The 24,523-nt window shown below is 54.6% G+C and carries 33 protein-coding genes; 25 read left to right on the plus strand and 8 right to left on the minus strand.

Features of this window, described 5'->3' with window-relative positions; genetic code table 11:
- Positions 1-20 precede the first annotated feature (20 nt).
- The 4 genes from METLA_RS0101265 (at position 21) to arsB (ending at position 2,575) form a co-directional block, all read left to right on the plus strand.
- Positions 21-368, plus strand: a complete 348-nt coding sequence (locus METLA_RS0101265; RefSeq protein ID WP_024296819.1) for a metalloregulator ArsR/SmtB family transcription factor — start codon at positions 21-23, stop codon at positions 366-368.
- Between the two features lie 93 nt (positions 369-461).
- Complete coding sequence (locus tag METLA_RS0101270) at positions 462-917, plus strand: ArsI/CadI family heavy metal resistance metalloenzyme (RefSeq protein WP_024296820.1); 456 nt, start codon at positions 462-464, stop codon at positions 915-917.
- 53 nt (positions 918-970) lie between these two features.
- On the plus strand, positions 971-1,450 hold the full coding sequence (locus tag METLA_RS0101275) for an arsenate reductase ArsC (protein WP_024296821.1): 480 nt from the start codon (positions 971-973) through the stop codon (positions 1,448-1,450).
- A 21-nt stretch (positions 1,451-1,471) separates the two neighbouring features.
- Entirely contained in the window at positions 1,472-2,575 is a 1,104-nt protein-coding gene (arsB, locus tag METLA_RS0101280; protein ID WP_024296822.1) for an ACR3 family arsenite efflux transporter, read from the plus strand.
- Between the two features lie 92 nt (positions 2,576-2,667).
- Here arsB and METLA_RS0101285 read toward each other — a convergent pair whose 3' ends face one another.
- Entirely contained in the window at positions 2,668-3,096 is a 429-nt protein-coding gene (locus tag METLA_RS0101285) for a YcgN family cysteine cluster protein (protein WP_084480205.1), read from the minus strand.
- 27 nt (positions 3,097-3,123) lie between these two features.
- On the minus strand, positions 3,124-3,438 hold the full coding sequence (ppnP, locus tag METLA_RS0101290; RefSeq protein WP_024296824.1) for a pyrimidine/purine nucleoside phosphorylase: 315 nt from the start codon (positions 3,436-3,438) through the stop codon (positions 3,124-3,126).
- Between the two features lie 179 nt (positions 3,439-3,617).
- Between ppnP and METLA_RS0101295 the strand changes: the two genes are divergently transcribed.
- The 7 genes from METLA_RS0101295 (at position 3,618) to sufD (ending at position 9,337) form a co-directional block, all read left to right on the plus strand.
- Positions 3,618-4,082 carry an SUF system Fe-S cluster assembly regulator gene (locus tag METLA_RS0101295; protein WP_024296825.1) on the plus strand — a complete coding sequence of 155 codons (465 nt, stop codon included), beginning with the start codon at positions 3,618-3,620 and terminating at the stop codon, positions 4,080-4,082.
- A gap of 51 nt (positions 4,083-4,133) precedes the next feature.
- On the plus strand, positions 4,134-5,582 hold the full coding sequence (sufB, locus tag METLA_RS0101300) for a Fe-S cluster assembly protein SufB (RefSeq protein ID WP_024296826.1): 1,449 nt from the start codon (positions 4,134-4,136) through the stop codon (positions 5,580-5,582).
- A complete protein-coding gene (locus METLA_RS20440) occupies positions 5,582-5,788 on the plus strand; it encodes a type II toxin-antitoxin system HicA family toxin (RefSeq protein WP_245598713.1) in 207 nt (68 codons plus the stop codon). The genes sufB and METLA_RS20440 overlap by 1 nt, the downstream gene beginning before the upstream one ends.
- Positions 5,789-5,833: 45 nt before the next feature.
- Positions 5,834-6,043, plus strand: coding sequence for a type II toxin-antitoxin system HicB family antitoxin (locus METLA_RS0101310; protein WP_024296827.1), 210 nt, complete (start codon positions 5,834-5,836; stop codon positions 6,041-6,043).
- 244 nt (positions 6,044-6,287) lie between these two features.
- Positions 6,288-7,220: a bestrophin family protein gene (locus METLA_RS0101320; protein ID WP_024296828.1), complete on the plus strand. Its 933-nt coding sequence runs from the start codon at positions 6,288-6,290 to the stop codon at positions 7,218-7,220.
- Between the two features lie 51 nt (positions 7,221-7,271).
- Positions 7,272-8,015 (plus strand): Fe-S cluster assembly ATPase SufC, encoded by a 744-nt coding sequence (gene sufC / locus METLA_RS0101325; protein WP_024296829.1) that lies wholly within the window; start codon positions 7,272-7,274, stop codon positions 8,013-8,015.
- Positions 8,015-9,337, plus strand: coding sequence for a Fe-S cluster assembly protein SufD (gene sufD / locus METLA_RS0101330; protein WP_024296830.1), 1,323 nt, complete (start codon positions 8,015-8,017; stop codon positions 9,335-9,337). The genes sufC and sufD overlap by 1 nt, the downstream gene beginning before the upstream one ends.
- 45 nt (positions 9,338-9,382) lie before the next feature.
- Here the strand turns inward: sufD and METLA_RS0101335 are convergent, their stop codons facing one another.
- Positions 9,383-9,943, minus strand: coding sequence for a Uma2 family endonuclease (locus tag METLA_RS0101335; protein ID WP_024296831.1), 561 nt, complete (start codon positions 9,941-9,943; stop codon positions 9,383-9,385).
- A 90-nt stretch (positions 9,944-10,033) separates the two neighbouring features.
- Here METLA_RS0101335 and METLA_RS0101340 point away from each other — a divergent pair, with 90 nt between their 5' ends.
- From METLA_RS0101340 to METLA_RS0101365, 6 genes are read left to right on the plus strand one after another with little or no spacing between them, the layout of a single operon-like run.
- Positions 10,034-11,257, plus strand: coding sequence for a cysteine desulfurase (locus tag METLA_RS0101340; protein WP_024296832.1), 1,224 nt, complete (start codon positions 10,034-10,036; stop codon positions 11,255-11,257).
- A complete protein-coding gene (gene sufU, locus METLA_RS0101345) occupies positions 11,257-11,709 on the plus strand; it encodes a Fe-S cluster assembly sulfur transfer protein SufU (RefSeq protein WP_024296833.1) in 453 nt (150 codons plus the stop codon). The genes METLA_RS0101340 and sufU overlap by 1 nt, the downstream gene beginning before the upstream one ends.
- A 49-nt stretch (positions 11,710-11,758) precedes the next feature.
- On the plus strand, positions 11,759-12,544 hold the full coding sequence (locus tag METLA_RS0101350) for a class I SAM-dependent methyltransferase (RefSeq protein ID WP_024296834.1): 786 nt from the start codon (positions 11,759-11,761) through the stop codon (positions 12,542-12,544).
- 17 nt (positions 12,545-12,561) lie between these two features.
- Positions 12,562-12,882, plus strand: coding sequence for a non-heme iron oxygenase ferredoxin subunit (locus METLA_RS0101355; protein WP_024296835.1), 321 nt, complete (start codon positions 12,562-12,564; stop codon positions 12,880-12,882).
- 16 nt (positions 12,883-12,898) lie between these two features.
- Positions 12,899-13,540: a ribonuclease T2 family protein gene (locus METLA_RS0101360; RefSeq protein WP_024296836.1), complete on the plus strand. Its 642-nt coding sequence runs from the start codon at positions 12,899-12,901 to the stop codon at positions 13,538-13,540.
- A 51-nt stretch (positions 13,541-13,591) separates the two neighbouring features.
- Entirely contained in the window at positions 13,592-13,837 is a 246-nt protein-coding gene (locus METLA_RS0101365) for an HP1242/YdcH family protein (protein ID WP_024296837.1), read from the plus strand.
- A 123-nt stretch (positions 13,838-13,960) separates the two neighbouring features.
- Here METLA_RS0101365 and METLA_RS0101370 read toward each other — a convergent pair whose 3' ends face one another.
- The 3 genes from METLA_RS0101370 to METLA_RS0101380 are packed head-to-tail and all read right to left on the minus strand — an operon-like array spanning position 13,961 to position 16,298.
- Complete coding sequence (locus METLA_RS0101370; RefSeq protein WP_024296838.1) at positions 13,961-14,365, minus strand: DUF423 domain-containing protein; 405 nt, start codon at positions 14,363-14,365, stop codon at positions 13,961-13,963.
- A gap of 1 nt (position 14,366) precedes the next feature.
- Entirely contained in the window at positions 14,367-14,882 is a 516-nt protein-coding gene (gene moaB, locus METLA_RS0101375; RefSeq protein WP_024296839.1) for a molybdenum cofactor biosynthesis protein B, read from the minus strand.
- A gap of 51 nt (positions 14,883-14,933) precedes the next feature.
- On the minus strand, positions 14,934-16,298 hold the full coding sequence (locus METLA_RS0101380; protein ID WP_024296840.1) for a DegQ family serine endoprotease: 1,365 nt from the start codon (positions 16,296-16,298) through the stop codon (positions 14,934-14,936).
- Positions 16,299-16,514: 216 nt separating this feature from the next.
- Between METLA_RS0101380 and METLA_RS0101385 the strand changes: the two genes are divergently transcribed.
- Complete coding sequence (locus tag METLA_RS0101385) at positions 16,515-17,840, plus strand: cyclic nucleotide-binding domain-containing protein (RefSeq protein WP_245598714.1); 1,326 nt, start codon at positions 16,515-16,517, stop codon at positions 17,838-17,840.
- 70 nt (positions 17,841-17,910) lie between these two features.
- Here METLA_RS0101385 and rpmG read toward each other — a convergent pair whose 3' ends face one another.
- Positions 17,911-18,066 carry a 50S ribosomal protein L33 gene (gene rpmG / locus METLA_RS0101390; RefSeq protein ID WP_006890747.1) on the minus strand — a complete coding sequence of 52 codons (156 nt, stop codon included), beginning with the start codon at positions 18,064-18,066 and terminating at the stop codon, positions 17,911-17,913.
- Between the two features lie 12 nt (positions 18,067-18,078).
- Positions 18,079-18,315, minus strand: a complete 237-nt coding sequence (rpmB, locus tag METLA_RS0101395; RefSeq protein WP_024296842.1) for a 50S ribosomal protein L28 — start codon at positions 18,313-18,315, stop codon at positions 18,079-18,081.
- Positions 18,316-18,628: 313 nt separating this feature from the next.
- On the opposite strand from rpmB, the gene gshB reads away from it, so the two are divergent.
- From gshB to METLA_RS0101430, 7 genes are read left to right on the plus strand one after another with little or no spacing between them, the layout of a single operon-like run.
- The gene (gene gshB / locus METLA_RS0101400) at positions 18,629-19,576 is read left to right on the plus strand and encodes a glutathione synthase (RefSeq protein ID WP_024296843.1); all 948 of its coding nucleotides are present in this window, start codon (positions 18,629-18,631) and stop codon (positions 19,574-19,576) included.
- Positions 19,577-19,580: 4 nt separating this feature from the next.
- Positions 19,581-20,498, plus strand: a complete 918-nt coding sequence (gene tolA, locus METLA_RS0101405; protein ID WP_342665846.1) for a cell envelope integrity protein TolA — start codon at positions 19,581-19,583, stop codon at positions 20,496-20,498.
- 46 nt (positions 20,499-20,544) lie between these two features.
- Entirely contained in the window at positions 20,545-21,108 is a 564-nt protein-coding gene (locus tag METLA_RS0101410) for a YqgE/AlgH family protein (RefSeq protein WP_024296845.1), read from the plus strand.
- Positions 21,101-21,601, plus strand: a complete 501-nt coding sequence (ruvX, locus tag METLA_RS0101415; RefSeq protein ID WP_024296846.1) for a Holliday junction resolvase RuvX — start codon at positions 21,101-21,103, stop codon at positions 21,599-21,601. Before METLA_RS0101410 ends, ruvX begins: the two co-directional genes overlap by 8 nt.
- On the plus strand, positions 21,591-22,109 hold the full coding sequence (gene pyrR / locus METLA_RS0101420; protein WP_024296847.1) for a bifunctional pyr operon transcriptional regulator/uracil phosphoribosyltransferase PyrR: 519 nt from the start codon (positions 21,591-21,593) through the stop codon (positions 22,107-22,109). Before ruvX ends, pyrR begins: the two co-directional genes overlap by 11 nt.
- Before the next feature lie 3 nt (positions 22,110-22,112).
- The gene (locus METLA_RS0101425) at positions 22,113-23,078 is read left to right on the plus strand and encodes an aspartate carbamoyltransferase catalytic subunit (RefSeq protein ID WP_024296848.1); all 966 of its coding nucleotides are present in this window, start codon (positions 22,113-22,115) and stop codon (positions 23,076-23,078) included.
- A complete protein-coding gene (locus METLA_RS0101430) occupies positions 23,075-24,355 on the plus strand; it encodes a dihydroorotase (RefSeq protein ID WP_024296849.1) in 1,281 nt (426 codons plus the stop codon). The genes METLA_RS0101425 and METLA_RS0101430 overlap by 4 nt, the downstream gene beginning before the upstream one ends.
- The last annotated feature ends 168 nt before the right edge of the window (positions 24,356-24,523 follow it).

Here is a 24,523-nt window from a genome sequence, read left to right on the forward strand (position 1 = left end):
ATATACATTACCCATAGCCTATGACCCCGGTACAATTTTTTAAATGCCTGTCGGATGAAACGCGTTTGCGTTGCGTGACGATCTTGCAGAAAGAAGGCAAGCTTTGCGTTTGCGAATTGACCGCGGCCTTGGCTTTGTCGCAGCCAAAAATATCCCGGCATCTGGCGTATTTGCGTCAAAACGGGCTGCTGCTGGACAGCCGGGAAGGGCAGTGGGTGTATTACCAGATCAATCCGAAGCTGCCGGGCTGGGCGTTTCCATTATTGGAAAAAGCCTTGGCGGCGGCTTTAGAGGGCGAGCAGTTTCAAAAGGATCTGGATCGATTGAATAAGATGGACTGCCGGCCGGAAATCTCGGTCTGTTGTTGAGGCGTTAATCGCGACGTAGGCGTTGTTCCCACGGACGAGTGTTATTTTCCTTTATATATTCGCTTATTCGTATATCACTTTATAGGTATAAAAATGAAAAGATTCCATATTCACCTGGCCGTTGACGATCTCGACCGGAACATCGGCTTTTACAGTACCCTGTTCGGTTGTGAGCCGACGGTTCGGCATCACGATTATGCTAAATGGATGCTGGATGATCCGCGCGTGAATTTTGCGATTTCGAACCGCAGCGCCAAGCTCGGGCTCGATCATCTCGGCATTCAGGCGGAGGACGGCGACGAACTGCAGGAGATCAAGCAGTGTCTCGATGCCACGCAAGGGCCTATCGAAACCCAGGAGCAAGCGGCCTGTTGTTATATGCGTTCGGATAAATACTGGATCACCGATCCTCAAGGCATTGCCTGGGAGTCCTTTCATTCGCTGTCCGAAATTCCGACCTTCAACGATCAAAAAGCGCCGTCCGATGGCGAAAATCCGTTTGCCTGCCGTCCAGCCGAGAACAAGGCGTCTTCCTGTTGCGGTGGCTGATCGGGATCGCTAAAGCAAACAACGCAGACCTTTCATCAAAACCGGATTACACCATGTTAAACGTACTTGTCATTTGCACCGGCAATTCCTGCCGCAGCATCATCAGCGAAGCCTTGTTCAACCATCTGGGCAAGGGGCGCATCACCGCTTTTTCGGCCGGCAGCCAACCTTTGGGGCGTCTTAACGCGGGCGCGGTCGCGCTGCTGCAGTGGCACGGCATTTCCATCGAAGGCATGAGCAGTAAATCTTGGGATGCATTTGCAGATCAGCCGATCGATGTCGCGATCACCGTCTGCGACAACGCCGCCGGCGAAACCTGCCCGGTCTATTTGCGGCCGGTTCTGAGGGCGCATTGGGGCTTGTCCGATCCAGGCCATGTGAAGGGCACGGACGATGAGGTCAAGGCGGCGTTTGAAGCCACTTATAAGGCCATCGAGCGGCGCATCAACCAAATGCTGGCGTTGCCGCTGGAAGAGATGACCGGCGAGGAATTGGTGGCGGAATTGAATGCGATCGGCAAAATCGATGGCTAATAAAATTTAGGGGGCATCAGCATGTCAAAATCGGACTTATTAGCGAATACCGTAAGTCGTCAAAATCTTCGAAAAGACTCCGGTCAGCCCAAGCGTCTGGGATTCATCGACAGGTTCCTGACCTTGTGGATTTTCGCCGCGATGATCGCGGGCGTCGCGATCGGCTATTTTTCACCCGGTTTCACCGCATGGCTGAACCAATTCCAGGTCGGGACCACGTCGATTCCGATCGCGATCGGCCTGATCCTGATGATGTATCCGCCGCTGGCGAAGGTGCGCTACGAGGAATTGCCCCAGGTTTTCAAAAACACCAAGGTGCTGGTGCTTTCCCTGGTCCAGAACTGGATCATCGGTCCGGTGCTGATGTTTGCCTTGGCGATCGTTTTTCTGCGCGACTATCCGGAATACATGGTCGGCCTGATCATCATCGGCCTGGCGCGCTGCATTGCGATGGTGCTGGTCTGGAACGAACTGGCCGAAGGCGACACCGAATACTGCGCCGGTCTGGTCGCTTTCAATTCGATCTTCCAGATGCTGTTTTTTTCGGTTTATGCGTATGTTTTCGTGACGATCCTTCCGGACTGGCTCGGCGTTGCCTCCGGCCTGGCCGTGCCGATCACGATGGGGCAGGTCGCCGAAAGCGTGCTGATCTATCTGGGCATTCCGTTTTTCGGCGGCATGCTGACCCGGTTTTTTCTGGTGCGGCGCAAAGGGAGGGAGTGGTATGAAGAAAAGTTCATCCCCAAGATCAGCCCGATCACATTAGTTGCGCTGCTGTTCACGATTCTGGTCATGTTCTCGCTGAAAGGCGAATACATCGTGCAGTTGCCGATGGATGTCTTGCGCATCGCGGTGCCGCTGGTGATCTATTTTCTGATCATGTTCCTGGTCACCTTTTATATGTCGGCCAGGACCGGCGTCGGCTATCGCATCAGCGCGACACTGTCATTCACCGCCGCCAGCAACAACTTTGAATTGGCGATTGCGGTCGCGGTGGCGGTTTTCGGCCTGCAGTCGGGACAGGCGTTTGCCGCGGTCATCGGGCCCTTGGTCGAAGTGCCGGTGTTGATCGGACTGGTCAAAGTGGCGCTTTATTTCAGGCGGAAATTCTTCGTGGGCGGGTAAAGTCCTCAGATACCAAGGCTGGAACGGAAACGTATTCCGTTCCAGTCTTTTCAATACAGCAGTCGGGTTGATTTATCTTTTTATCAACCCTTTCAATCCAACCATTTGATGATGTGATCCTCAAGCCGTCTGACCTGGTTTTCCTTGATCGCATAACTGGCTATCGAAACGCCCGCCCGCTGCGCGCCGTCGCGGCGTCCCGAGATCAACGGATGCCAGGAAGGCAGGTCTTCCCCTTCTGACAGCAGTCGGTAGGCGCAGGTCGATGGCAGCCAGTGGAAGGCGTCGGCAGCGAGTTGCCGCACGTCAAGGCAGCGCGGCACCAGTCGGGTGCGTTCCGCATAGCGCGTGCAGCGGCAGGTTTTTAGATCGATCAGGTTGCAGGCCGCGCTGGTGAAATGAATCTCCCCGGTCTTCTCGTCCTCGAGCTTGTTCAGGCAGCACTTGCCGCAGTTGTCGCATAACGACTCCCACTCTACGGTACTCATTTCGTCCAGCTTTTTGCTTTGCCAGAAATTCATTGCGTCGGCCTGCATAACGATCCGGTCTTATTTCAAAAACGAGCAGATATAATCGGTCGGCGCCTTGATCTTGACCGTGAATTGCGCATTGCCCGGCACATTGAACGATTCGCTGCCTTTGACGGTTTGCCAGTGTTGCGCGCCCGGCAGCCATACGTCGAGATCGCCGTCGAGGATTTCCATCAGTTCCGGATCGGCGGTATTGAACGTATATTCGCCAGGCAGCATGAAGCCGAGCGTTTTGAGCGTGCCGTCCGCGAAACGGATCGTGCGGCTTGAAACATTGCCGCCGAAATAGACATTGGCTTTTTTGACGACGGTGACATTGCTGAATTCGGACATGGATGCCTTGGTAAGAGTTAAGTTTTAGGGGCCGACATGATAGCAGATTATGGATTCTTGCGTTCAGTTTGAAAGCATCGATCGTGCCAGTCGTTCTACAAGTGATCAAAAAAATAAAACCTAGTTATTTACTGTGGAATTAAATAAGACTAAAATAGTCCTAATTAACGGGGGTGGATATGTTACGGGTAAGTAAACTGACCGATTATGCCACGGTGATTTTGAGTTTCATGGCGAAAGATGCCAGCGATGTGCATGCGGCGATAGAAATCGCGTCTGTGACGGGAATTGCCTTGCCCACAGTCAGTAAAATTCTTAAACTGCTGGTTCATGAGCATGTGCTGATTTCGACGCGCGGCGCGAAAGGCGGCTACGCGCTGGCCAGTTCGCCGGACAAGATTACCGTCGCCAGAGTCATCAGCGCGCTGGAAGGCCCGATCGCGCTGACCGAGTGCAGCATTTCGCACGAGGGCTGTGAGCAGGCATCAGGCTGCGGCATCCGCGGCAATTGGGGCTTGATCAATCAGGCGATACAAAATGCGCTGGAGTCGGTGACTTTGGCGGACATGATCCAGCCGGCGATGGCGCCGGCAGAAATTTTGATTCCGGTGGCGAGTTTATACGCCAAGGAAAAATTTGCTTAGTTTCGCGGAAAATGGCTTAGGCATTTTCCTTATTCAATGTAGAGAGTTTTTATGTCAGCAAGCGCTCAAGAAATCCAGAACCTGATCAGTCAGGAATACAAGCAAGGCTTCGTGACGGTCTTGGAAACCGAAACCTTCGCGCCGGGTCTCGATGAGGGCGTGATTCACCGGTTGTCCAAGGTCAAGAATGAACCCGAATTCATGCTGGAATACCGCCTGAAGGCGTTTCGCCATTGGCGGACGATGAAAACGCCCGAATGGGCCTTCGTCAAATTCCCGCCGATCGATTACCAGTCGATCAGCTATTATTCGGCGCCGAAACGCAAGGAAGATGGCCCGAAAAGCCTGGACGACATCGACCCGGAAGTGTTGGAAGCGTACAAAAAACTCGGCATTCCGCTCGACGAACAGGAGCGTCTGGCCGGCATCGCGGTCGATGCGGTATTCGACAGCGTTTCGGTCGCGACAACTTTTAAAGGCAAATTGAAAGATGCCGGCGTGATTTTTTGCCCGATTTCTGAAGCGTTGCGCGAACATCCCGAATTGATCAAACAATATCTCGGTTCGGTCGTGCCGCCTGGCGACAATTTTTTCGCGGCGTTGAACTCTGCGGTATTTACCGACGGTTCGTTCGTGTATATCCCGAAAGGCGTGCGCTGTCCGATGGAGTTGTCGACCTATTTCCGCATCAATGCGGCCAATACCGGGCAGTTCGAACGGACCTTGATCATTGCGGACGAGGGCAGCCATGTGTCTTACCTCGAAGGCTGCACCGCGCCGATGCGCGATGAAAACCAGCTGCATGCGGCGGTGGTCGAGTTGATCGCGCTGAAAGATGCGACGATCAAATATTCGACCGTGCAAAACTGGTACCCGGGCGACAAGGAAGGCAAGGGCGGCATCTACAACTTCGTGACCAAGCGGGCCGATTGCCGCGGCGACAACTCGAAGGTGTCGTGGACGCAGGTCGAAACCGGTTCGGCGATCACCTGGAAATACCCGAGCTGCGTGCTGACCGGCGACAATTCGATCGGCGAGTTTTATTCGGTCGCGCTGACCAACAATTATCAGCAGGCCGACACTGGCACCAAGATGATTCACATCGGCAAGAACACGCGCAGCACGATCGTGTCGAAAGGCATCTCGGCCGGCAAGGCGCAAAATACCTACCGTGGTCTGGTCAAGGTGCTGAAAAGCGCCGAGAATGCGCGCAATTACACGCAATGCGATTCTCTCTTGGTCGGCGATCGCTGCGGCGCGCATACGTTCCCTTATATCGAGGTCAAACAGCCGTCGGCACAGGTCGAGCATGAAGCGACGACCTCGAAGATCAGCGAAGACCAGCTGTTCTTCTGCCAGCAACGCGGACTATCAGTCGAAGATGCGGTGTCGATGATCGTGAACGGCTTCTGTAAGGAAGTGTTCAAGGAATTGCCGATGGAGTTTGCGGTCGAGGCGCAGGCGTTGTTGGGTTTGAGTCTGGAAGGTTCTGTCGGCTAGTGGGTAAGTACCACAAAATCTTACAGAAAGTCATTCATGGACGTTCCGATGCCAATATTTTATTTTCCGAGTTGAGGCAATTGCTGAACCGTTTGGGGTTTCAAGAGCGTATTCGCGGCGACCATCACATTTTCAGTAAAGAAGGAATTGTCGAGATTTTGAATATCCAGCCGATCGGTGCGATGGCAAAGGCTTATAGCAAGTGAAGCAAATCCGTCAAATTATTGTTCGCTATCATTTAGAGTTAGACGATGACTAAATATGAAATGATCATTTATTGGAGCGAAGAAGATCAGGCATATATCGCGGAAGTCCCCGAATTAGCCGGTTGTATGGCGGATGGAAACAGTTATCAGGAAGCGGTCAGAAATGCCGAACAAGTGATTGCGGAATGGATAGAGACTGCGGTTGAGTTAGGTCGGCCTATTCCTGAACCCAAAGGACGTTTACTGTATGCTTAAAAATTACGGCAGCCTAGCCTATTACCGATTTATCGGAGTTAGAGTATGGAATTGAAAAGACAATACATTGTTGATGAACGAAGATGAAAGCGAAGCGATGGCCATTGAAGACGCAAAAAAATACTATGCGGCTTTGGATGAGGCTTGATGGAAGCACTGTAGGCTGGGTTGATAAACCCAGCAATTATCCGAAAATGCTGGGTTTCGTTCCTCAACCCAGCCGAGCTGTGATTTCGGCAATGACATGAAGAAAGCAGACGCTTATGTAACCGCCAATCAGGAAGAAGCCGGCAGATTCTTGCACGGCGCCCTGATGTGGCGCGGGTCGGTCACGCCAAGATTGCTGCCGGGACTTTTATTGGCTTCCTGCTATCCGCTGATTCTGGCTTTGATCGATCGATATTGGACACCGTTGCCGCATTTGAACGTCACGCCGTTTGAATATATCGGCGCCGTGCTCGGCGTGGTATTGGTATTTCGAACCAACGCCGGTTATGACCGCTGGTGGGAAGCGCGAAAGTTGTGGGGCGGCATCGTGAATGCCAGCCGAAACATTTTGCTGGCCGCGTTGAATTACGGTCCGGACGGTGCCGTTTGGCGGCGCGAAATCACTTACTGGGCGATCGCCTTTGCGTTTGCCTGCAAGGAATCCCTGCGCCAGAGTCAAAATTTTGATGAGCTGAAAGACTTGTTGAGCACCCAGCAAATTCAGGAACTGCAAGCCGCTCAACATATGCCGAGCTTCGCAGCCGGAAAAATTGCCAGATTATTTGATCAAGCCTATCGTCGTCACGACATCAATGAGACGGTTTTTAAGGAATTGGAGCGGCAAAGAACGTATCTGATCGATTGCCTCGGCGGATGCGAAAGAATCTTGAAAACACCGATGCCTCTGGTTTACGCGATCAAGGTGCGCCGCTTTATTTTGATTTTTTTACTGCTGTTGCCTTTTTCATTGATCGAAAAAGCCGGCCTGAACAGTGTTTTCATTTTTTTGTTGGTCGCCTATCCCTTGCTTTCGCTGGACAGAATCGGCTTCGAATTGCAGTACCCGTTCTCGACGAATAGTTTGAGTCATTTGCCTTTACACGGCATATGCAACACGATTAAGGCCAACGGCTTGGCCTTGCTGGAAGCGGTGACGGCAAGCAGGAATGATAACGAAGATAGCTTTTAAAATTTGTAAAGATCTGGGTATCAAACCCATTAAATAACACAGGTAAACGAAATGCTCAGCATAGAAAATCTCCACGTCAGTGTGGGCGACAAGCCGATTCTGAAAGGCATCAATTTAGAGATCAAGGCGGGAGAAATCCACGCGATCATGGGGCCGAACGGTTCCGGCAAAAGCACCTTGGCGCACATTCTGTCAGGCAAGGCCGGCTATACCGTGACCGAGGGTTCGGTGACCTATCAAGGCATGGACCTGATCGAGATGGCGCCTGAAATCCGCGCGCGCGAAGGCGTGTTTCTGGCGTTTCAATATCCGGTCGAAATTCCGGGCGTCAGCAACATTTATCTGCTGAAGGCCGCGCTGAATGCGATTCGGAAGCACCACGGCCAGTCGGAAGTCGATGCGATGGATTTTTTGACCCTGGTCAAAAACAAGGTCAAGCTGCTGGAAATGGACGAAAAGTTTTTGTACCGCGCGGTCAACGAAGGTTTTTCCGGCGGCGAGAAGAAGCGCAACGAGATTTTGCAGATGGCGATCATGGAGCCGAGATTGTGCATTCTCGATGAAACCGATTCGGGCCTCGACATCGACGCGCTGAAGATCGTTGCCGACGGCGTCAACTCCTTGCGTTCGCCGGAGCGTGCGTTCGTAATGGTGACCCATTATCAGCGCCTGCTCGACTACATCAAGCCGGATGTGGTGCATGTATTGGCGCACGGCCGGATCGTGAAGTCCGGCGGCCCCGAACTGGCGCTGGAACTGGAAGAAAAAGGCTACGGCTGGCTCGAGGCGGCATGATGAGTGCGCTGACTCAAAGCCGGTATTCGGCGGAATATGATGCGATCGCGCCGCAATTGCCGGGCCGGGATTTGCCGTGGCTGATGAAACGGCGCAGCGAGGCGCTCGCACTGTTCGCCGCCGGCGGCTTTCCGTCTCCGCGCGAGGAGGAATGGCGTTACACGAACGTCTCCGCGATCGAGAAGAAACTGTTTAAGCCCGCCTTGGTGCCGGCCTCCGGCCAAATCGACAAGCAATGGCTCGATACTTGCCGCCTGCACGATGCCTGGTCTGTGGTGTTGCTGAACGGCCGTTTTTCGGCCGAGCTATCGAAGCTTGACGGCCTGCCCGAGGCGGTGTCGGTACTCGGCTTCGCGGAGGCGCTGGCCAAACAGCCCGAGTTGATCGAAAACTATTTGGGAAAGGCGGTTAAGGACAGCGAACACGGTTTTGTCGCGTTCAATACGGCCTGGTTTTCTGATGGTGTGTTCGTGCATGTTCCGGCCAAACACCTGCTAGCGAAGCCGTTGCAACTGCTGCATGTCGTGACCGAGGCCGATGCCTTGGCGACCACGCGCAATCTTATCATTACCGAGACGATGGCGCAGGCCGAAATTGTCGAGACGTTTATCGGCGCGGATTGCGCCTATCTGTCGGCGGCGGTGACGGAAGTGTTTGTGGGCGCGAATGCCGATCTGACGCTGTATAAATTGCAGGTCGAGTCGGAAAAGGCCTACCATTTCGGCGGCGCGTATGTCTTACAGGATCGTGATGCCCGCTTTGCGCATCACAACTTTGCGTTCGGCGGACTCCTGGCGCGTAGCGACATTCATGCCGATCTGGACCACGCCTCGGAATGTATCCTGAACGGATTGTATATTGGCAGCAAGCGTCAGCATATCGACAATCATACGCGTATCGTTCACCAGAAGCCTTACGCAACCAGTCGCGAATTGTATAAAGGCGTACTGGATGACCGGGCGCGCGGCGTGTTCCAGGGGCGGGTGATCGTGGCGGAAGATGCGCAAAAAACCGACTCGGAAATGAACAACCGCAATCTGTTGTTATCGACCGATGCGGAAGCGGACACCAAGCCGCAACTGGAGATTTATGCCGATGACGTGAAGTGCGGGCATGGCGTGACGGTCGGCCAACTGGACGAAAAGTCGGTTTTCTACCTGCAATCCCGCTGTGTCGATGAAGAAACTGCGCGCAACATGCTGACCTTTGCGTTTGCGAACGAAATGGTCGATAAGATCAAGATCAGGGAGCTGCACGACCTGGTGCTGGGAGAACTGTTGCAACGGTTTCCGCAGCAAGGCGTCGAAAAGGCGTGGTTGTAGTTTGTCGGTCGGGTTGCCTGCTAAGCGGCAACCCAACGATGTGGTCTATAGAATGTCCGAGAGTTTTATTGCGATGTCGGGCAACTGCGACAGGCTAATCGAGTCGCCGGCGCGTAGCGTGGTCTTCTGTTCATATGACTCGCCGTGCGGATGGCGATAGACTTCGAGGCAGTTGTCGTTCAGATTCAGCAGCCAGTATTCCGGGATGCCATGCAAAGCGTACAAACGCAGTTTTTGTTTTTGATCGAAGGCCAGTGAACTGTCGGCGACCTCGATTAGCAGTAGCACATCGTTCGCAACCGGATGGCGCGAAGAGTAAAAATCCGGATTCGGCTTCAACAGCATGAAATCCGGCTCCGGTTCGGACAGATCGCCAAGTTGGAGTGGATTTTGCGCATTGACGACAGCTTTACCCGCAAGCAATGGCGCAAAAAAATTAATGAGCCGCATCACATGGCCCGCATGGTTAAAGCCAATCGGCGCCATTTCGAGAATTTCTCCATCGATCAGTTCGAGGCGGCTGTCAGGCGGAAAAATGTTCGCTTCGCCGAGCCGGCGCCATTCATCGAGATTGGTCAGATGTTTGGTGGGATTCACTGTGGACATGGGTGCCGTTGAACCGGATTTGCAGCAAAGGTTAAATATAATATGTCAATCATGATAAAGCAACACGCCGATATTAGGCCAAACACTACGATGACAACTTTCCCCATAGAAAAAATCAGAGCCGATTTTCCGATTCTGGCCGAAAAAATCCGCGGCAAAGACCTGGTCTATCTGGACAATGCCGCCAGCTGCCAGAAGCCGAATGCGGTGATCGACGCGATCAGCGATTTGTACCGGCATGATTATGCGAATATCCACCGCGGCGTCCATACTTTGAGCGTGCGTGCGACCGACAAGTTCGAGGGTGCAAGAACCAAGGTCAAGGATTTCATCAATGCGGCCAGCGAGAAGGAAATCATTTTCGTTCGCGGCGCGACCGAGGCCGTCAATCTGGTTGCGCAAAGTTACGGTCGGGCCAACATCCGGGCCGGCGATGAAATCCTGATCACCGCGATGGAGCATCATTCGAACATCGTGCCCTGGCAGCTCTTGTGCGAGCAAACTGGCGCGGTATTGAAAGTCGCGCCGATCAACCTGAAAGGCGAATTGATCTATGACGAATTTGAAGCGTTATTAAGCGACAAGACCCGGCTGGTGGCGGTCGCGCATATGTCGAATGCGTTGGGCACGATCAATCCGGTCGGGCGGATCATCGCCGCCGCCCATGCCCGGAACATCCCGGTGCTGCTCGACGGCGCGCAAGCGATTCCGCACATGAAAGTCGACGTGCGGGCGCTCGACTGCGACTTTTATGTATTTTCCGGCCACAAATTGTACGGGCCTTCCGGCATCGGTGTGCTGTACGGCAAACAGGCATTGCTCGAAGCGATGCCGCCTTATCAGGGCGGCGGCGACATGATCCGCAAGGTGACTTTCGAGAAATCGGAATATAATAAGCTGCCCTACAAGTTTGAAGCCGGCACGCCGAGCATTGCGGACGTGGTCGGACTCGGCGCGGCGATCGATTATTTGAACGCGATCGGGATGGATAGCATCGCGGCCTATGAGGCCGAATTGCTCGATTATGCGACAGAACAGGCCAGGAAGATCAAGGGCCTTCGCATTATCGGCGAAGCGGAACACAAAGGCGCGATCCTGTCGTTCGTGCTCGATAACATCCATCCGCATGACATAGGCACGATGCTCGACAGCTTAGGGATCGCAATTCGGGCAGGGCATCACTGTGCGATGCCGGTGATGGATTTTTACGGGGTGCCGGCGACCGCGCGTGCATCGTTCGCAATGTATAACACCCGCGCAGAAATCGATGTGTTGATGCAAGGGATAGAATCGTTAATTAAGGTATTTGGCTGATGTTTGATGAGTTACGCGATCTCTACCAGGAGGTCATTTTTGATCACAACCGCAACCCGCGCAATTTCCGGGTCATCGAAGACGCGGATCGCCAGGTGGACGGCTTCAATCCCTTGTGCGGAGACCGTCTGACCCTGTATTTGAAAATGGACGGCGATGTGATCAAGGACGCCAGTTTCCAGGGTTCGGGCTGTGCCATCTCGACCGCGTCGGTGTCGCTGATGACCGAGATCATCAAGGGCATGACCGCACAGCAAGCCGAGGAACTGTTCAAAAAATTCCACGAAATGACGACCGGCAAGGACGACAATCTGCAACTCGAAGCGCTCGGCAAGCTGGCGGTATTGGCCGGCGTCAGGGAATATCCGGCGCGCGTGAAGTGCGCGACGCTGGCCTGGCATACGCTCGATGCGGCGCTGCAGAATCAGCATACGCCGGTTTCTACGGAGTGACGCGCTTTTCAGCGAGCGTCCGCCGCGGTGATTTCGCTACGATGCGCCGATGATTGAACCCGATTCCGCTTATGCCGGCAAACTCGCCGTGCTCTATGAAGGGCAGGGCGAGTTAGGGCTTTTTCAGCAGTTGGCCGAACGTTTGGCTGTTCCATTACGGAACGCGGGCGCCGCGGATTTCAGCCCGCACGAAGCGTTTTTCTTGAGCTGGCGCGACGGTTGCCTGACGCTTCTGGACAATGAATTGATGAAAGCCGGCGGCCTGATGGTCGAAATCGAACCGCGCGCCGGCGAGCAGCGTTCCTGGCCCGCGCCGAAACAGGGACCGCTGGCGCAGGCGCTGGGCCGCAAGACAAAAACGGTGATCGACGCGACGACGGGGTGGGGACAGGATGCGCTGCATATTTTTAGGATGGGCTACGAACTGACCTGTCTGGAGCGGTCGCCGGTGATGGCCGAGTTGCTTGCCGACGGCTTCAGGCGCTTGCATGAACTGGACTGGATGCAAAGGCTGGATCTGGTGCCGCCCACTTTGATTCGAGGTAATGCGATAGAGCTGTTAGCGAATCTCGAGAGCAAGCCCGATTGTATCTACATCGACCCGATGTTTCCGCCCAAACGCAAAAAATCGGCGCTCGCGAAGAAATCGATGAGGGTGCTGCGCGATCTTTTGGGCGATGATGCGGACAAGCAGCAGCTGTTTGACGCGGCATTCAACGCCGCCGGCAAACGCGTGGTCGTCAAGAGTCCCGATTATGCGGAGCCTTTGGGCGGCAAGCCGACTGAAAGTTTTCAGGGCAAACTGCTGCGTTATGATGTCTATTTGAAAGGTTAAAAAATACAGGGGGATTGATGACGGATTGGGTGGATGTTTGCGGGCAGACTGCCTTGACTGACGGCGAGAATGTGGTCGTGGAAGTCGACGGAACCGATGTGGCAGTGTTTAGAATCGAGGGTTGTTATTATGCGATCGAAGATGTCTGCACCCACGACGGCGCGGAAATCGCCAGCGGCGAACTGGACGGCGATCAAATCATTTGTCCGCGCCACGGCGCGAGGTTTTGCGTAAAGACAGGCGCCGTCTTATCCGCGCCGGCTTATGAAGATATTCACAGTTTTCCGGTGCGCATCGAAGCCGAGAGGGTGCAGGTGCGGGACGACCGTTGGGATTAGGCTGGAGGAAAGATCGATGAGATTCAAAAACTACCTGGTTTGTTTACTGCTCGCCGCTGTTTTTGCGTCCCCCGCAGGGGCCGAGCCGCGGAAATCCTTCGATTATTATGTGATGAGCCTGTCCTGGTCGCCGGAGTTTTGCGATACGCATCCGAAGGAAAAACAATGCAGTCTGGGTTATGGCTTGGTGCTGCACGGCCTGTGGCCGCAATATCAACGCAGTTATCCGGAGTTTTGCGACAGCCGGCCGCTGCCCGGCCAGCTGGTGCGGAAATACGCCGATCTTTATCCGAGCAAAGGCCTGATCTATCATGAATGGGAAAAACACGGCACCTGTTCTGGACTCGCGCCCGGCGAGTACTTGCAGCTTTCCGAGACACTCAAACAACGCATCAAGACGCCGCCCGCTCTGCAAAACCTGGCAAAGCCGCTGCGCACCGATACGAAACAGCTGACCCAGTTTGTGGTGGCTGCCAATCCAGGGCTTGCCGCCGATGCGGTCGCGATTTCGTGCACGGGCAAGCAACGTTACCTGGAAGAAATCTACGTCTGCTATGATAGCAGCGGTGCTAAGGCAATATCCTGCGCAGAGGATGTACAGAAAAAAAGCCTGAAAAGCTGCGGAAAATCGGGTATTGTGGTCAGAAATATCCGTTAAGTAAAAACAACCCTCAATAATCAACTCAATTACTTTGATAAGGAGACCGATATGTTAGGCGAAAAACACCATTTGGCGCTTGAATTTCCCGAATACCGTTATCAGATCCATGTGTTGAAAACCACTGATTCCCATTTTGCAAGGCTGCATCAGGAATATAACGATCTCGACGACGAAATCCGCCGCACCGAACTCGAAATTGAGGCGCATTCGGACGAGTTTCTCGAAAGCCTGAAGCTGCGGCGCTTGCAGTTGAAGGATGAGTTGTACGGGATGCTGCAAAAGGCAAGCGAATAATTCTAGTGCGGTTGCGGCAAGTCCAACTGCAAGAGTACACAGAGGTTACTTCATCAGGAATTGTCAAAAAAGGGTACGTGACGCGTACCCTTTTTTTTGAACGCTTTGTGGCGCTAAATTCTTCTATCTGTCTCGGGATGAATAGCGGCTGGCTTGCGGTTTTCTTCCGGCATAAACGGCCAGCAATAACCAGGCGAGCAAAAAACAGACGCCGCCAAACGGCGTGATCATGCCGAGCTGTTTCAAATCCATGATCGCGAGCAGATACAAACTGCCCGAGAACAGTACAATCCCGATCAGCATCAGCCAGCCGGCCCAGTTCAGTAGTCTGGACGTGGGATCGTCGCGGCGCACCAGGGCGATGCCGATCAGTCCGAGCGCATGCCACATCTGATAACTGGCGCCGGTGTGATAGACCGTCAGCATTTCCGGGCTGAGCACATTTTTCAGGCCATGCGCGCCGAACGCGCCCATGCCGACTCCAATGAAGGCGCAGATCGCGCCGAAAAACAGAAAAATCGATTGCATCTCAGATTTCCTTCAGTCTCGGCATCAGCTGGACCAGGTTGCAGGGTTTGGTGCGGGCATCGAGTTGGTCCTTGATCAAGCCGTCCCAGGCGGTGCGGCAGGCGCCGGAGGAGCCGGGCAGGCAGAACAGATAGGTGCCGTTCGCGACGCCGGCGATCGCCCGCGACTGGATCGTCGAGGTCTTGATGTCCTGGTAGGACAGCATCCGGAAAGTTTCTCCGAAGCCGTCAAGGACTTTGTCGAGCAAAGGCTTGACCGCTTCGGGGGTGCCGTCGCGGCCGGTCACGCCGGTGCCCCCGGTCGTGATCACGACATTCACTTCATCGTTGGCGATCCAGTCCGAGACGACGGCCCGAATCCGATAGACATTATCGGGCACGATCCTTTTTTCGACGACATGGTGGCCTGCATCTGCCGCGCGTTCGACCAGAGTCTTGCCGGAAGTGTCGTCGGCCTCGGTGCGCGTGTCCGAGACGACCAACACGGCAATGTTTAAGGGCAGGAAAGATTTCGTCATCAAGGGTTCATGTGCGGTTTAGTAGCCCGCACATGTTACCAGCATTGCAGATTATCGCAAGACGACGAAGAAACCTTCCTGTCCGCGCTGAATATTGATCATCAGCGGCGCGCTCGGATCGGCGGCCTGTTTCAATTCCTCCATGCTGTGAACGCGGAAGCGGTTGGCCGTCACGATCACGTCGCCGGGCCTGAGGCCCACACGCCAGGCATAGGAGGCGGTATTGATCTTTTCGATCAGGATGCCTTCGACCTGATCTTTCGAGGTGGAGCCCAATACCGTGCCTTTTAGGGTCGGATGCAGTTTTTCGCCGTTCAGGTGCAGGCGTTCAGGCTTGCCGATTGTCGCGGTGACTTGTTTTTTTTCATTGCCGCGATAGAACTCGATATTCACTTGCTCGCCGATTTGCAGGAGCCCGACGATATTGCGTATCTCATGGCTGTTCTTGATCGGCTTGCCGTTGGCCGCGACGATCACATCGCCGGGTTCGAGGCCGGCCTTGGCGGCAGGCGAATTGCTTTCGATCCGGCTGATCACCGCTCCCTGGCGGTTGGTCAGGTTGAAGGCATTGACCAGGTCGGGCGTCAAATCCTGTGTCGTGACGCCGAGCAGTCCGCGCCGAACTTCGCCGTGCTTGACCAGGGAGTCCTTGATGCTCGCGATCATGTTGGAGGGAATCGCAAAGCCGATCCCGACGTTGCCGCCGCTCGGTGCGAGAATCGCAGTATTCATGCCGATAAACTCGCCGTTCAGATTGACCAGGGCGCCGCCCGAATTGCCAGGGTTGATCGAGGCGTCGGTCTGAATGAAGTCCTCATAGCCTTCGATGCCGAGTCCTGAACGTCCGAGCGCGCTGATGATGCCTGAGGTGACTGTTTGGCCGAGACCGAACGGGTTGCCGATCGCGACGACGAAATCGCCGACTTTCAACTGGCTCGAATCGGCCATCGGCAGTTCGGTCAGGTTATCATCCGGAATCTGGATCACCGCGACATCGGCTTCCGGGTCGGCGCCGACCAGATGCGCGTCGAGTTGGCGGCCGTCGCTCAAGGTCACCATGATCTTGTCCGCCTTGTCGATCACATGGTTATTGGTCAGCACATAGCCCTTGTCGCTGTCGATGATTACGCCGGAACCGAGGCTGCTTTTCTGCTGCTGGCGCGGCGATTGATTGGGCAGATTAAAAAAGTGCCGGAAAAAGGGGTCTTGCAGCAAAGGATTTTGCTCGACTTCGATTTTGGTGGTCGTCGAAATATTCACCACCGCCGGCATGCTTTTTTCGAGCATCGGGGCCAGCGACGGCATGCTCTGGCCGCCCAGGAAAGCCGGCAGCGCCGCGCTTGCGGGGGGAGTCAATCCGAAGCCAAGAGATAAAAGAACCGGTATCGCAAAGTGTTTTCCAATATTTTTTCTCATAGAGATTCCCAAGCGAGTTAAACGAGGCAGTAGATAATATAGGATCAAAAATGTTTAAAACAAGGCCCCATGATCATGGGGGTATCGCTACAAAGGCTTTGTTTTTTTGCTATAGCGTGAAGTTATTCAATATTCCGGCAGGTTTTAGAACAGGCCGATGTGTTCGAACTATGCTTTAATAGTGTTAATTGCATTAATGGACCGATGGCGATAGATGTGAATTCAGAAGATACCTTGCGCATTCGCAAGCTGGTTCCTTTGGCAACCTTGCCGGGGCCTTTGTTCAATGACTTGTGCAACGAGGTGGTGATAGAAGAGGTTAAGGATAGAGCGTTGTTTAAAAGAGGGGATACGGATAATCACTTGTTCTACCTGATCGATGGCGAGGTCGCGCTACAGGCGGACGGTCTGGTGATCGATGTGATCTCCTCTGCGCATGAGTCGTCCAAATTTGCCTTGGCGCACCAATTGCCGAGAAAGATCGATGCGGTTGCGAAAGGCGTGGTGCGATTTGTCCGGCTTGATGCGGACCGGGTCAATAACCCGCCGCAACTGGAATATAAGGAAGAAAAAAACATGATGGTGGTTGAAGAAGATATTGATGAAGAATCAGGCGACTGGATGACGGGGCTATTGAAATTACCGATCATTCAGCGCTTGCCGCCGGCCAATTTGCAGAAGGTATTGATCGCGCTGGAAGAGGTGGTTGTGGAGCAGGGCGAAGTGATCATCGAACAAGGCGCTGTTGGCGATTATTTTTATTTCTTGAACAGCGGCCAATGCGCCGTAACGCGGAAGCCCACGCCCAATTCAAAGGATATCCGCCTGGCTGTGCTCGAAAAAGGCGAGATTTTCGGCGAGGATGCGTTGATTACCGATGCGCCGCGTACGGTTTCGGTCACCGCGCTGACCGACATGTCGTTATTGCGACTGAGCAAAAAGCAGTTCATCAGCCTGATCAAGGCGCCTTCGCTGGCCTTCGTCAGTTACGAAGAGTTGCCTGCGCTGCTGCAGGGGGGCGCGGCGGTGCTGGATATTCGTTCGCCGGATGAATTCGACAAACACCATCTTGACGGCGCGATCAATGTGCCGTTCTTCTCGCTGCGGATGCAATTCAAAAACTTGAACCGGGACAAGCCGGTGGTTGTCATTTGCCGAGACGGGCGATCCAGCGAGGCGGGTGCATTTTTTCTGCTGAAGAACCGCTATAAGGCGGTCATTCTGAAGGGCGGCATGGCGTCCATCGCGGAGGCCGAGCAAACCGAGGAAATCCAGGAGCAGGTCGAAGCGACGGCCGAGACGCTGCCGCAATTGGAGCAGGAGGATACTTTCGAGCTGAAGAAACAGGCTGCCAGCCCGGAGGAGCTGCTTCAGAAACTCAAAACGGAGAATGAAGCATTAAGGCGAGCCGTCAGGCAGCTCAACGAGAAATGTAACAGGTTGGACATGGAAAAGAAACAGATCGAAGACCGCTTCGTGATGTTGTCCAAGCATTTCGAGCAACTCAAGCAGATGCTGCAAACACTCAAAAATAAGGCCTGAAAATAACCGCCCGGACGAAACCACGGACAAAACGCCGTGGTGGGTCCGGGAGAGCGGACTGAACGCGAGCTTATTTGATCTTCGCTTCCTTATAGATCACATGCTTGCGGACAACCGGGTCGAACTTTTTGATTTCCATTTTTTCAGGCATGGTTCTTTTGTTTTTGGTCGTGGTATAGAAATGACCCGTGCCTTCGGTGGATATCAATTTAATTTTATCGCGCATTTTTCTTTCTCCTTACACTTTTTGACCGCGGCCACGCAGGTCCGCCAGAACCACGTCGATGCCTTTTTTGTCGATGATCCGCATGCCTTTGGTCGAAACTCTCAGGCGTACCCAGCGGTTTTCGCTTTCCACCCAAAATCTGTGATGTTGCAGATTAGGCAAAAAGCGGCGGTTGGTTTTGTTGTTCGCGTGCGAAACGTTGTTTCCGGTAACAGGATGTTTACCCGTTACTTGACAGACTCTAGACATGATTACCCTCTATGTGTCTTGATTCAAAAGTTAATCTAACTTTATACCAAAATTTCTTTTCAAGGTAAATAACTCCCGATAAAATAAACCGGAAATTGCCCGGCGAGTTCTGATTTTGACAGCACTGACGCGGCGCAGGCTGTTTTTTGCTGCCCCAAAGCAGTGATAATATAGACGCGCACGGCTCCCTCTATCGGTATGGACGCCAATCAGCATGGACGCGGCTTCATTATCGTTCCATCAAGAGGATGGGCGATTCATCCGCACACTGGCGCGGGAACCCCTTTATTTCAAGTCAACGAACGGGAAAACAATGTCAATCAAGCTCGGCATGGTGATGGATTCCATCCAGAAGATCAATATCAAAAAAGATACCAGCTTTGCGATGCTGCTCGAAGCGCAGGCCAGAGGCTGGGAACTGCATTACATGGAATTGAACGATCTTTATCTGCGCAATGGCCGGGCTTATGCGCGCACCCGCATGGTGTCGGTTAAGCGGGATCCACAACGCTGGTTCGAGTTTCATCAGGAGCAAGACCTGTCTCTGGATCAGCTCGACGTGATCCTGATGCGCAAGGATCCGCCGTTCGACCAGGAATACATCTATGCCACCTACTTGCTGGAACGCGCGGAAAGTTTGGGTGTCTATGTGGTGAACAAACCGCAGTCGCTGCGCGATGCGAACGAGAAGCTGTTTACCGCGTGGTTTCCGCAATGCTGCGCCGAAACGCTGGTGGCCAGAGAACCCGAAAGGATTCGCGCTTTTCTGCAAGAGCAGGGCGAGATTATTTTGAAACCCCTGGATGGCATGGGCGGCACCTCGATATTCCACTTGCGCCGGGGCGACCCCAATCTGAGCGTGATACTCGAAACGATGACACGTTATAATACGCGCTATGTGATGGCGCAAAAATATTTGCCCGAGATTGTCGACGGCGACAAGCGCATCCTGTTGGTGAACGGCGAGGCGGTGCCTTATGCGCTGGCGCGGATTCCGGCGCCGGGCGAAACACGCGGCAATTTGGCGGCTGGCGGCCGTGCCGAGGGCCGAAAGCTGACCGAGCGCGATTGGTGGATCGCCAAGCAGGTCGGGCCGACGCTGAAGGAAAAAGGCCTGGTGTTTGCGGGCATCGATGTGATCGGCGATACCTTGACCGAAATCAACGTGACCAGTCCGACTTGCGTGCAGGAACTGGACCGCGAGTTCGGCCTGAATATTGCCGGTATGTTGATGGATCATATCGAGAGTACGATTGCCTGATATGATGAGTCGCGCGATATTCGAACCCACGACGACACCCGGCAATGATACGATTCTGGCCTTCTGGGTTGTTGCGGCGGCCCTGCATGTGCTGATCATTCTGGGCGTCGATTTTTCCGAATCGACGCCGGAAGAATTCAAGCGCTCGATCGAGATCACGCTGGTCGATACGCCAGCCAAGAAAGCGCCCAAACAGGCGAAAATGCTGGCACAGGAAAATCAGGTAGGCGCCGGCGAACAGGATATCAAGCCGAAGCCGCAAGCCCAGAAAATCGCCAATGAGGGCAATAGCCGGGAAAGCAAGCATCTGGTAAAGGCCGAACCGGAACAGCAGCCGAGTCGGCCGAAGGTCCAGAAAAAAGTCGTCACTCAGCAAAAGTCCGAAAAGAAGATTGCCGAGGTGAAAGCGGCGCCGGTGCCCGACAAAAAGGAACCCGCGGCCGAGGCGCGCCATCATCCGGTCCTGACGCCCGAGGCGCTGCAGCAACAGATTACGCAGTTGGGCACTGAAATTCGTGACAGACAGCTGAGCGGCGAGCAAAGCAAGATCAAATCCGTCAGCATGGTCAGTGCGCATAAATATCTTGCGTCGCAGTACCTGAAAGACTGGGAAAACAAAGTCGAAAGAGTGGGAAATCGTAATTATCCCGAAGTCGCCTCGAAGAAAAATCTTTTGGCTACAATTAAATCGGACAGTGTGTCATTAGCCATGGATGTCGGCATCAATGCTGACGGCAGCATCTACAGCATCCGGATCAGTAAATCCTCGGGGATTCCGGAGCTCGACGAAGCGGCCAAAAACATCGTCCGGATGAGTGCGCCGTTCGCTCCGCTGCCTCAGGATTTGTTGAAGGAACTGAATGTCCTGGTGTTGACACGGGTCTGGAAGTTCTCCGATGTGTCGGGCATTACGACGCGCTAAACCGTTGCAGCCTGTGCAGTAATCTTAGACACTTTAAGTGATAGCCATGAACGAAGCGACCTATCTAAACAATCAATTCATCATCGCGATGCCGAATCTGGCCGATCCGAATTTTTTTCATACGGTCACCTACATGTGTCAGCATAATCGCGAGGGCGCTCTGGGCATCGTGATCAACCGCTCGACCGGCATGAAGCTCGGCGAAATTTTCAAGCAAATGGATATTCGCGTGACCTCCGATACGGCCGCCGATGCGCCGATTTATGCCGGCGGGCCGGTGCAGCAGGATCGCGGCTTCGTCGTGCATACCACCTGCGGGCAATGGGATGCGACGATGCCGGTTTCCGATACGATTTCGCTGACCACCTCGCGCGATGTGATCGAGGCGATCGCGCTCGGCGAGGGGCCGGAACGCTTTCTGGTCGCGCTGGGTTATGCGGGTTGGGGCGAGGGCCAGCTCGAGAAAGAAATTCGCGACAATGCCTGGCTCAATTCGCCGTTCGGCACCAAGGTCTTGTTCGATCTGCCGATCGATATGCGCTGGGCGGCGGCGGCCGGGCAAATCGGCGTCGATATCAACCAGCTGACGATGCCGGCGGGACATGGCTGAGAGTTTTTCTAGCCGCTCGAAAGCTTCCGAACGCAGGGATCCTCTGGCACCGAAACAGTCCGGCGATACTTATCTAGGCTTCGATTTCGGCACCAAGAAAATCGGCGTCGCGGTCGGGCAGACCACGACCATGACCGCAAGTCCGCTGCAAACGCTCCGGGCGGTCAATCAACAGCCGAACTGGCAGGGCATCGCCGAGTTGATCCGCGACTGGCAACCGGCCGGGCTGGTGGTCGGCATTTCGCGGCAGGCGAACGGCGAAGATAATCCTGTCACGCCGCGTATGTTAAAATTCTGCCGGCAACTGGAAGGCCGTTTCGGTCTGCCGGTCTACCCGCAGGACGAAACCCTGTCGACCTTCGAGGCCAAACAACTCTTGTTCGACGAGGTCAGCGTCAGCGCGACGAAACTCTGGGAAGTCCAGGATCAACTGGCCGCACAGCTTATTTTGCAAACCTGGCTTAACGCCCGCCATCGAGAAAATGAATCCTAACCACATCGACATTCCTGAACTGATCGACCAATTGGCCGACCGGCTGAAAGCCCTCATTGCCGAACGTAAACTGACTAATCCCTTGCTGATCGGCATCCGCACCGGTGGCGTCTGGATCGCCGAGCGCCTGCATCAAAAACTGCAAATTCAGGAGCCTTTGGGACTCTTGGATATTTCTTTTTACCGCGACGATTTTTCGCAAATCGGCATGAATCCGAAGGTCAAGCCGAGCCAGTTGCCGCCCCAACTCGAAGGCCGCGACATCATTCTGGTCGATGACGTGTTTTATACCGGCCGGACGATCCGGGCCGCGTTGAATGAGATATTCGATTACGGGCGCCCGAATCAGGTCGTGCTGGCGGTGCTGATCAAGCGCGACGGCAAGCAGATTCCGATCGCGCCCGATTGTGTTGGCATGCGTATCGAGCTGAATCCGGGCCAACGCATCAAGCTGACCGGGCCGGAGCCTTTAGGCGTGCATGTCGAATTGGTCAAGGGAGCGGCGTAACCGATGGCCGGCAATCTGCAATTAACTTCGGAAGGCAAGTTAAAGCACTTCCTGACGATCGAAGGGCTGGACAAAGCGCTGTTGACCGAAATTCTCGATATGGCCGAGTCATTTGCGAGCATGTCCGATCAGCAGGTCAAGAAAGTGCCGATCCTGCGCGGCAAAACGATCGTGAATTTGTTCTTTGAAAACAGCACGCGCACGCGGACGACGTTCGAGTTGGCCGCCAAGCGTTTGTCGGCCGATGTGCTCAGCATCAATATCGCGACTTCGGCGACGTCAAAAGGCGAAAGCCTGCTCGATACGATCCGCAATCTGGAATCGATGTTCGTCGATATGTTCGTCGTGCGCCATGCCTTGAGCGGCGCCGCGCATTTCATCGCGCAGCAGGTCGCGCCGCACATCAGCGTGATCAACGCCGGCGACGGACAGCATGCGCATCCGACCCAGGCGATGCTGGACATGTTTACGATCCGCCAGCTCAAGAACGACTTCGCGCCGCTGAAGGTCGCGATCATCGGCGACATTCTGCATTCCCGCGTCGCCCGCTCCGAAATCATCGCGCTGAATACCCTGGGCGTGGCCGAAGTCCGGGTCATTGCCCCGAAAACCTTGCTGCCCGCGCATGTCGAAACCCTCGGCGTCAAGGTGTATCATAACCTGAACGAAGGCCTGAAGGATGTCGATGTGGTGATGATGCTGCGTCTGCAAAAAGAACGCATGAGCTCGGCCTTGTTGCCGAGCGAAAGCGAATATTTCAAATGTTTCGGCCTGACCGAGGAAAAATTGAAAATCGCCAAACCCGATGCGATCGTGATGCATCCGGGGCCGATCAACCGCGGCGTCGAGATCGACTCGAAAGTCGCCGACGGGCCGCAATCGGTGATATTGAAACAGGTCAGCAACGGCATCGCGGTGCGGATGGCGGTGATGGCGATGGCGATGCAGCCGCAGGGAGCCAGCTTATGAAGCGGATACAAATCAATCACGGCCGCATCATCGATCCGGCCAACAGCATCGACCGCATCGGCGATGTTTACATTGCCGATGGGAAAATTCTGTCGGTTACTTCCAAGCCGGACGCTTTCGAGGCGGACATTCAAATCGATGCGAGCGGGCAGGTTGTCTGTCCCGGCTTCATCGATCTGAGTACGCGTCTGCGCGAACCGGGGCAAAGCCGCAAGGGAACTTTCAAGAGCGAAACGCTCGCCGCGGCCAGCGCGGGCGTGACGACCCTGTGCCTGCAGCCGGATACGGTGCCGGTGATCGATACGCCGGCGGTCGCCGAACTGATCAAGGAATTGGCTGAAAAAGCCGGTTATCCGCAGATTCTGCCAATCGCCGCGCTGACGCAGAAGCTCGAAGGCACCGAACTCAGTTCGATGCTGTCGCTGAAACAGGCCGGCTGCATCGCGGTCGGCCATGCGAATCAGCCGGTCAAAAATCTGCTGATTCTGCGGCGGGCGATGGAATATGCGGCGAGTCATGATTTGCTGCTGATGCTGCGCCCGAACGATTACTGGCTCGGCAACAATGGCTGCGCGCATGAAGGCGCGTTGGCGACGCGCTACGGCTTGCCGGGCATTCCGGAAGCCGCCGAAACGATTGCGCTGTCGCAATGCCTCGAACTGGCGGAATTGACCGGCTGCCGGGTGCATTTCGGCCAGCTCAGCTGCAAACGCTCGGTGATCAAGATCCAGCAAGCCAAAAACGACGGCCTGCGCGTGACCGCCGATGTCGCGATGCATCAGCTGCATTTGACCGAAAACGACATGACGCCATTTGACAGCGCCTATCATGTGCTGCCGCCGTTGCGCACCGAGGCCGATAAGCAGTATTTACGTCAGGGGGTGGCGACCGGAACGATCGACGGCATTGCTTCGGATCATCAGCCGCATGACCTTGATGCGAAGCTCGGCGCGTTTCCCGAGACCGAACCCGGCATTTCCGCCTTGGAAACGCTGTTGCCGCTGCTCATGAAGCTGGTCGTGGAAGGCGCGCTGACCTTGCCGGAAGGCATTGCGGCGTTGACTTCAAAACCGGCTGAAATATTGGGGTTGCGGCGCGGCGCGCTGACGCCCGGTTTGTCGGCCGATGTCTGCATCTTCGCTCCCGGTTCAGCCTGGCGTATCGATGAGGACAATTGGCGTAGCCAAGGCACCAATACGCCTTATTGGGGGCACACGCTGAAAGGCCGCGTTACGCATACCTTGCAGGCGGGCCTTATCATCCATAAATCGGCCTAGTAGGCGTCTGCCGGTCTTCCCCACTCGCGTGAGGGACCGGCAGTTTTGACGAGCTTGCAGTCGCAACCAGCGAAGTCAATTCTGCCATCAACTACGGCGACAAGTCATTGCGGTCTGTTTTTCGCGGCGGGAATATTCCCGAATGTCTAAAAAATGCCGGCGTTTGAT

The sequence above is a fragment of the Methylomicrobium lacus LW14 genome (assembly GCF_000527095.1).
GTDB classification, from domain to species: domain Bacteria; phylum Pseudomonadota; class Gammaproteobacteria; order Methylococcales; family Methylomonadaceae; genus Methylomicrobium; species Methylomicrobium lacus.

Bases quoted from the DNA above. Each gene is read 5' to 3' on its own strand.
- METLA_RS0101265 (WP_024296819.1), top strand. From the start codon at position 21: ATGACCCCGGTACAATTTTTTAAATGCCTGTCGGATGAAACGCGTTTG.
- METLA_RS0101270 (WP_024296820.1), top strand. From the start codon at position 462: ATGAAAAGATTCCATATTCACCTGGCCGTTGACGATCTCGACCGGAAC.
- METLA_RS0101275 (WP_024296821.1), top strand. From the start codon at position 971: ATGTTAAACGTACTTGTCATTTGCACCGGCAATTCCTGCCGCAGCATC.
- arsB (WP_024296822.1), top strand. From the start codon at position 1,472: ATGTCAAAATCGGACTTATTAGCGAATACCGTAAGTCGTCAAAATCTT.
- METLA_RS0101285 (WP_084480205.1), bottom strand. From the start codon at position 3,096: ATGAATTTCTGGCAAAGCAAAAAGCTGGACGAAATGAGTACCGTAGAG.
- ppnP (WP_024296824.1), bottom strand. From the start codon at position 3,438: ATGTCCGAATTCAGCAATGTCACCGTCGTCAAAAAAGCCAATGTCTAT.
- METLA_RS0101295 (WP_024296825.1), top strand. From the start codon at position 3,618: ATGTTACGGGTAAGTAAACTGACCGATTATGCCACGGTGATTTTGAGT.
- sufB (WP_024296826.1), top strand. From the start codon at position 4,134: ATGTCAGCAAGCGCTCAAGAAATCCAGAACCTGATCAGTCAGGAATAC.
- METLA_RS0101310 (WP_024296827.1), top strand. From the start codon at position 5,834: ATGACTAAATATGAAATGATCATTTATTGGAGCGAAGAAGATCAGGCA.
- METLA_RS0101320 (WP_024296828.1), top strand. From the start codon at position 6,288: ATGAAGAAAGCAGACGCTTATGTAACCGCCAATCAGGAAGAAGCCGGC.
- sufC (WP_024296829.1), top strand. From the start codon at position 7,272: ATGCTCAGCATAGAAAATCTCCACGTCAGTGTGGGCGACAAGCCGATT.
- sufD (WP_024296830.1), top strand. From the start codon at position 8,015: ATGAGTGCGCTGACTCAAAGCCGGTATTCGGCGGAATATGATGCGATC.
- METLA_RS0101335 (WP_024296831.1), bottom strand. From the start codon at position 9,943: ATGTCCACAGTGAATCCCACCAAACATCTGACCAATCTCGATGAATGG.
- METLA_RS0101340 (WP_024296832.1), top strand. From the start codon at position 10,034: ATGACAACTTTCCCCATAGAAAAAATCAGAGCCGATTTTCCGATTCTG.
- sufU (WP_024296833.1), top strand. From the start codon at position 11,257: ATGTTTGATGAGTTACGCGATCTCTACCAGGAGGTCATTTTTGATCAC.
- METLA_RS0101350 (WP_024296834.1), top strand. From the start codon at position 11,759: ATGATTGAACCCGATTCCGCTTATGCCGGCAAACTCGCCGTGCTCTAT.
- METLA_RS0101355 (WP_024296835.1), top strand. From the start codon at position 12,562: ATGACGGATTGGGTGGATGTTTGCGGGCAGACTGCCTTGACTGACGGC.
- METLA_RS0101360 (WP_024296836.1), top strand. From the start codon at position 12,899: ATGAGATTCAAAAACTACCTGGTTTGTTTACTGCTCGCCGCTGTTTTT.
- METLA_RS0101365 (WP_024296837.1), top strand. From the start codon at position 13,592: ATGTTAGGCGAAAAACACCATTTGGCGCTTGAATTTCCCGAATACCGT.
- METLA_RS0101370 (WP_024296838.1), bottom strand. From the start codon at position 14,365: ATGCAATCGATTTTTCTGTTTTTCGGCGCGATCTGCGCCTTCATTGGA.
- moaB (WP_024296839.1), bottom strand. From the start codon at position 14,882: ATGACGAAATCTTTCCTGCCCTTAAACATTGCCGTGTTGGTCGTCTCG.
- METLA_RS0101380 (WP_024296840.1), bottom strand. From the start codon at position 16,298: ATGAGAAAAAATATTGGAAAACACTTTGCGATACCGGTTCTTTTATCT.
- rpmG (WP_006890747.1), bottom strand. From the start codon at position 18,066: ATGCGCGATAAAATTAAATTGATATCCACCGAAGGCACGGGTCATTTC.
- rpmB (WP_024296842.1), bottom strand. From the start codon at position 18,315: ATGTCTAGAGTCTGTCAAGTAACGGGTAAACATCCTGTTACCGGAAAC.
- gshB (WP_024296843.1), top strand. From the start codon at position 18,629: ATGTCAATCAAGCTCGGCATGGTGATGGATTCCATCCAGAAGATCAAT.
- tolA (WP_342665846.1), top strand. From the start codon at position 19,581: ATGAGTCGCGCGATATTCGAACCCACGACGACACCCGGCAATGATACG.
- METLA_RS0101410 (WP_024296845.1), top strand. From the start codon at position 20,545: ATGAACGAAGCGACCTATCTAAACAATCAATTCATCATCGCGATGCCG.
- ruvX (WP_024296846.1), top strand. From the start codon at position 21,101: ATGGCTGAGAGTTTTTCTAGCCGCTCGAAAGCTTCCGAACGCAGGGAT.
- pyrR (WP_024296847.1), top strand. From the start codon at position 21,591: ATGAATCCTAACCACATCGACATTCCTGAACTGATCGACCAATTGGCC.
- METLA_RS0101425 (WP_024296848.1), top strand. From the start codon at position 22,113: ATGGCCGGCAATCTGCAATTAACTTCGGAAGGCAAGTTAAAGCACTTC.
- METLA_RS0101430 (WP_024296849.1), top strand. From the start codon at position 23,075: ATGAAGCGGATACAAATCAATCACGGCCGCATCATCGATCCGGCCAAC.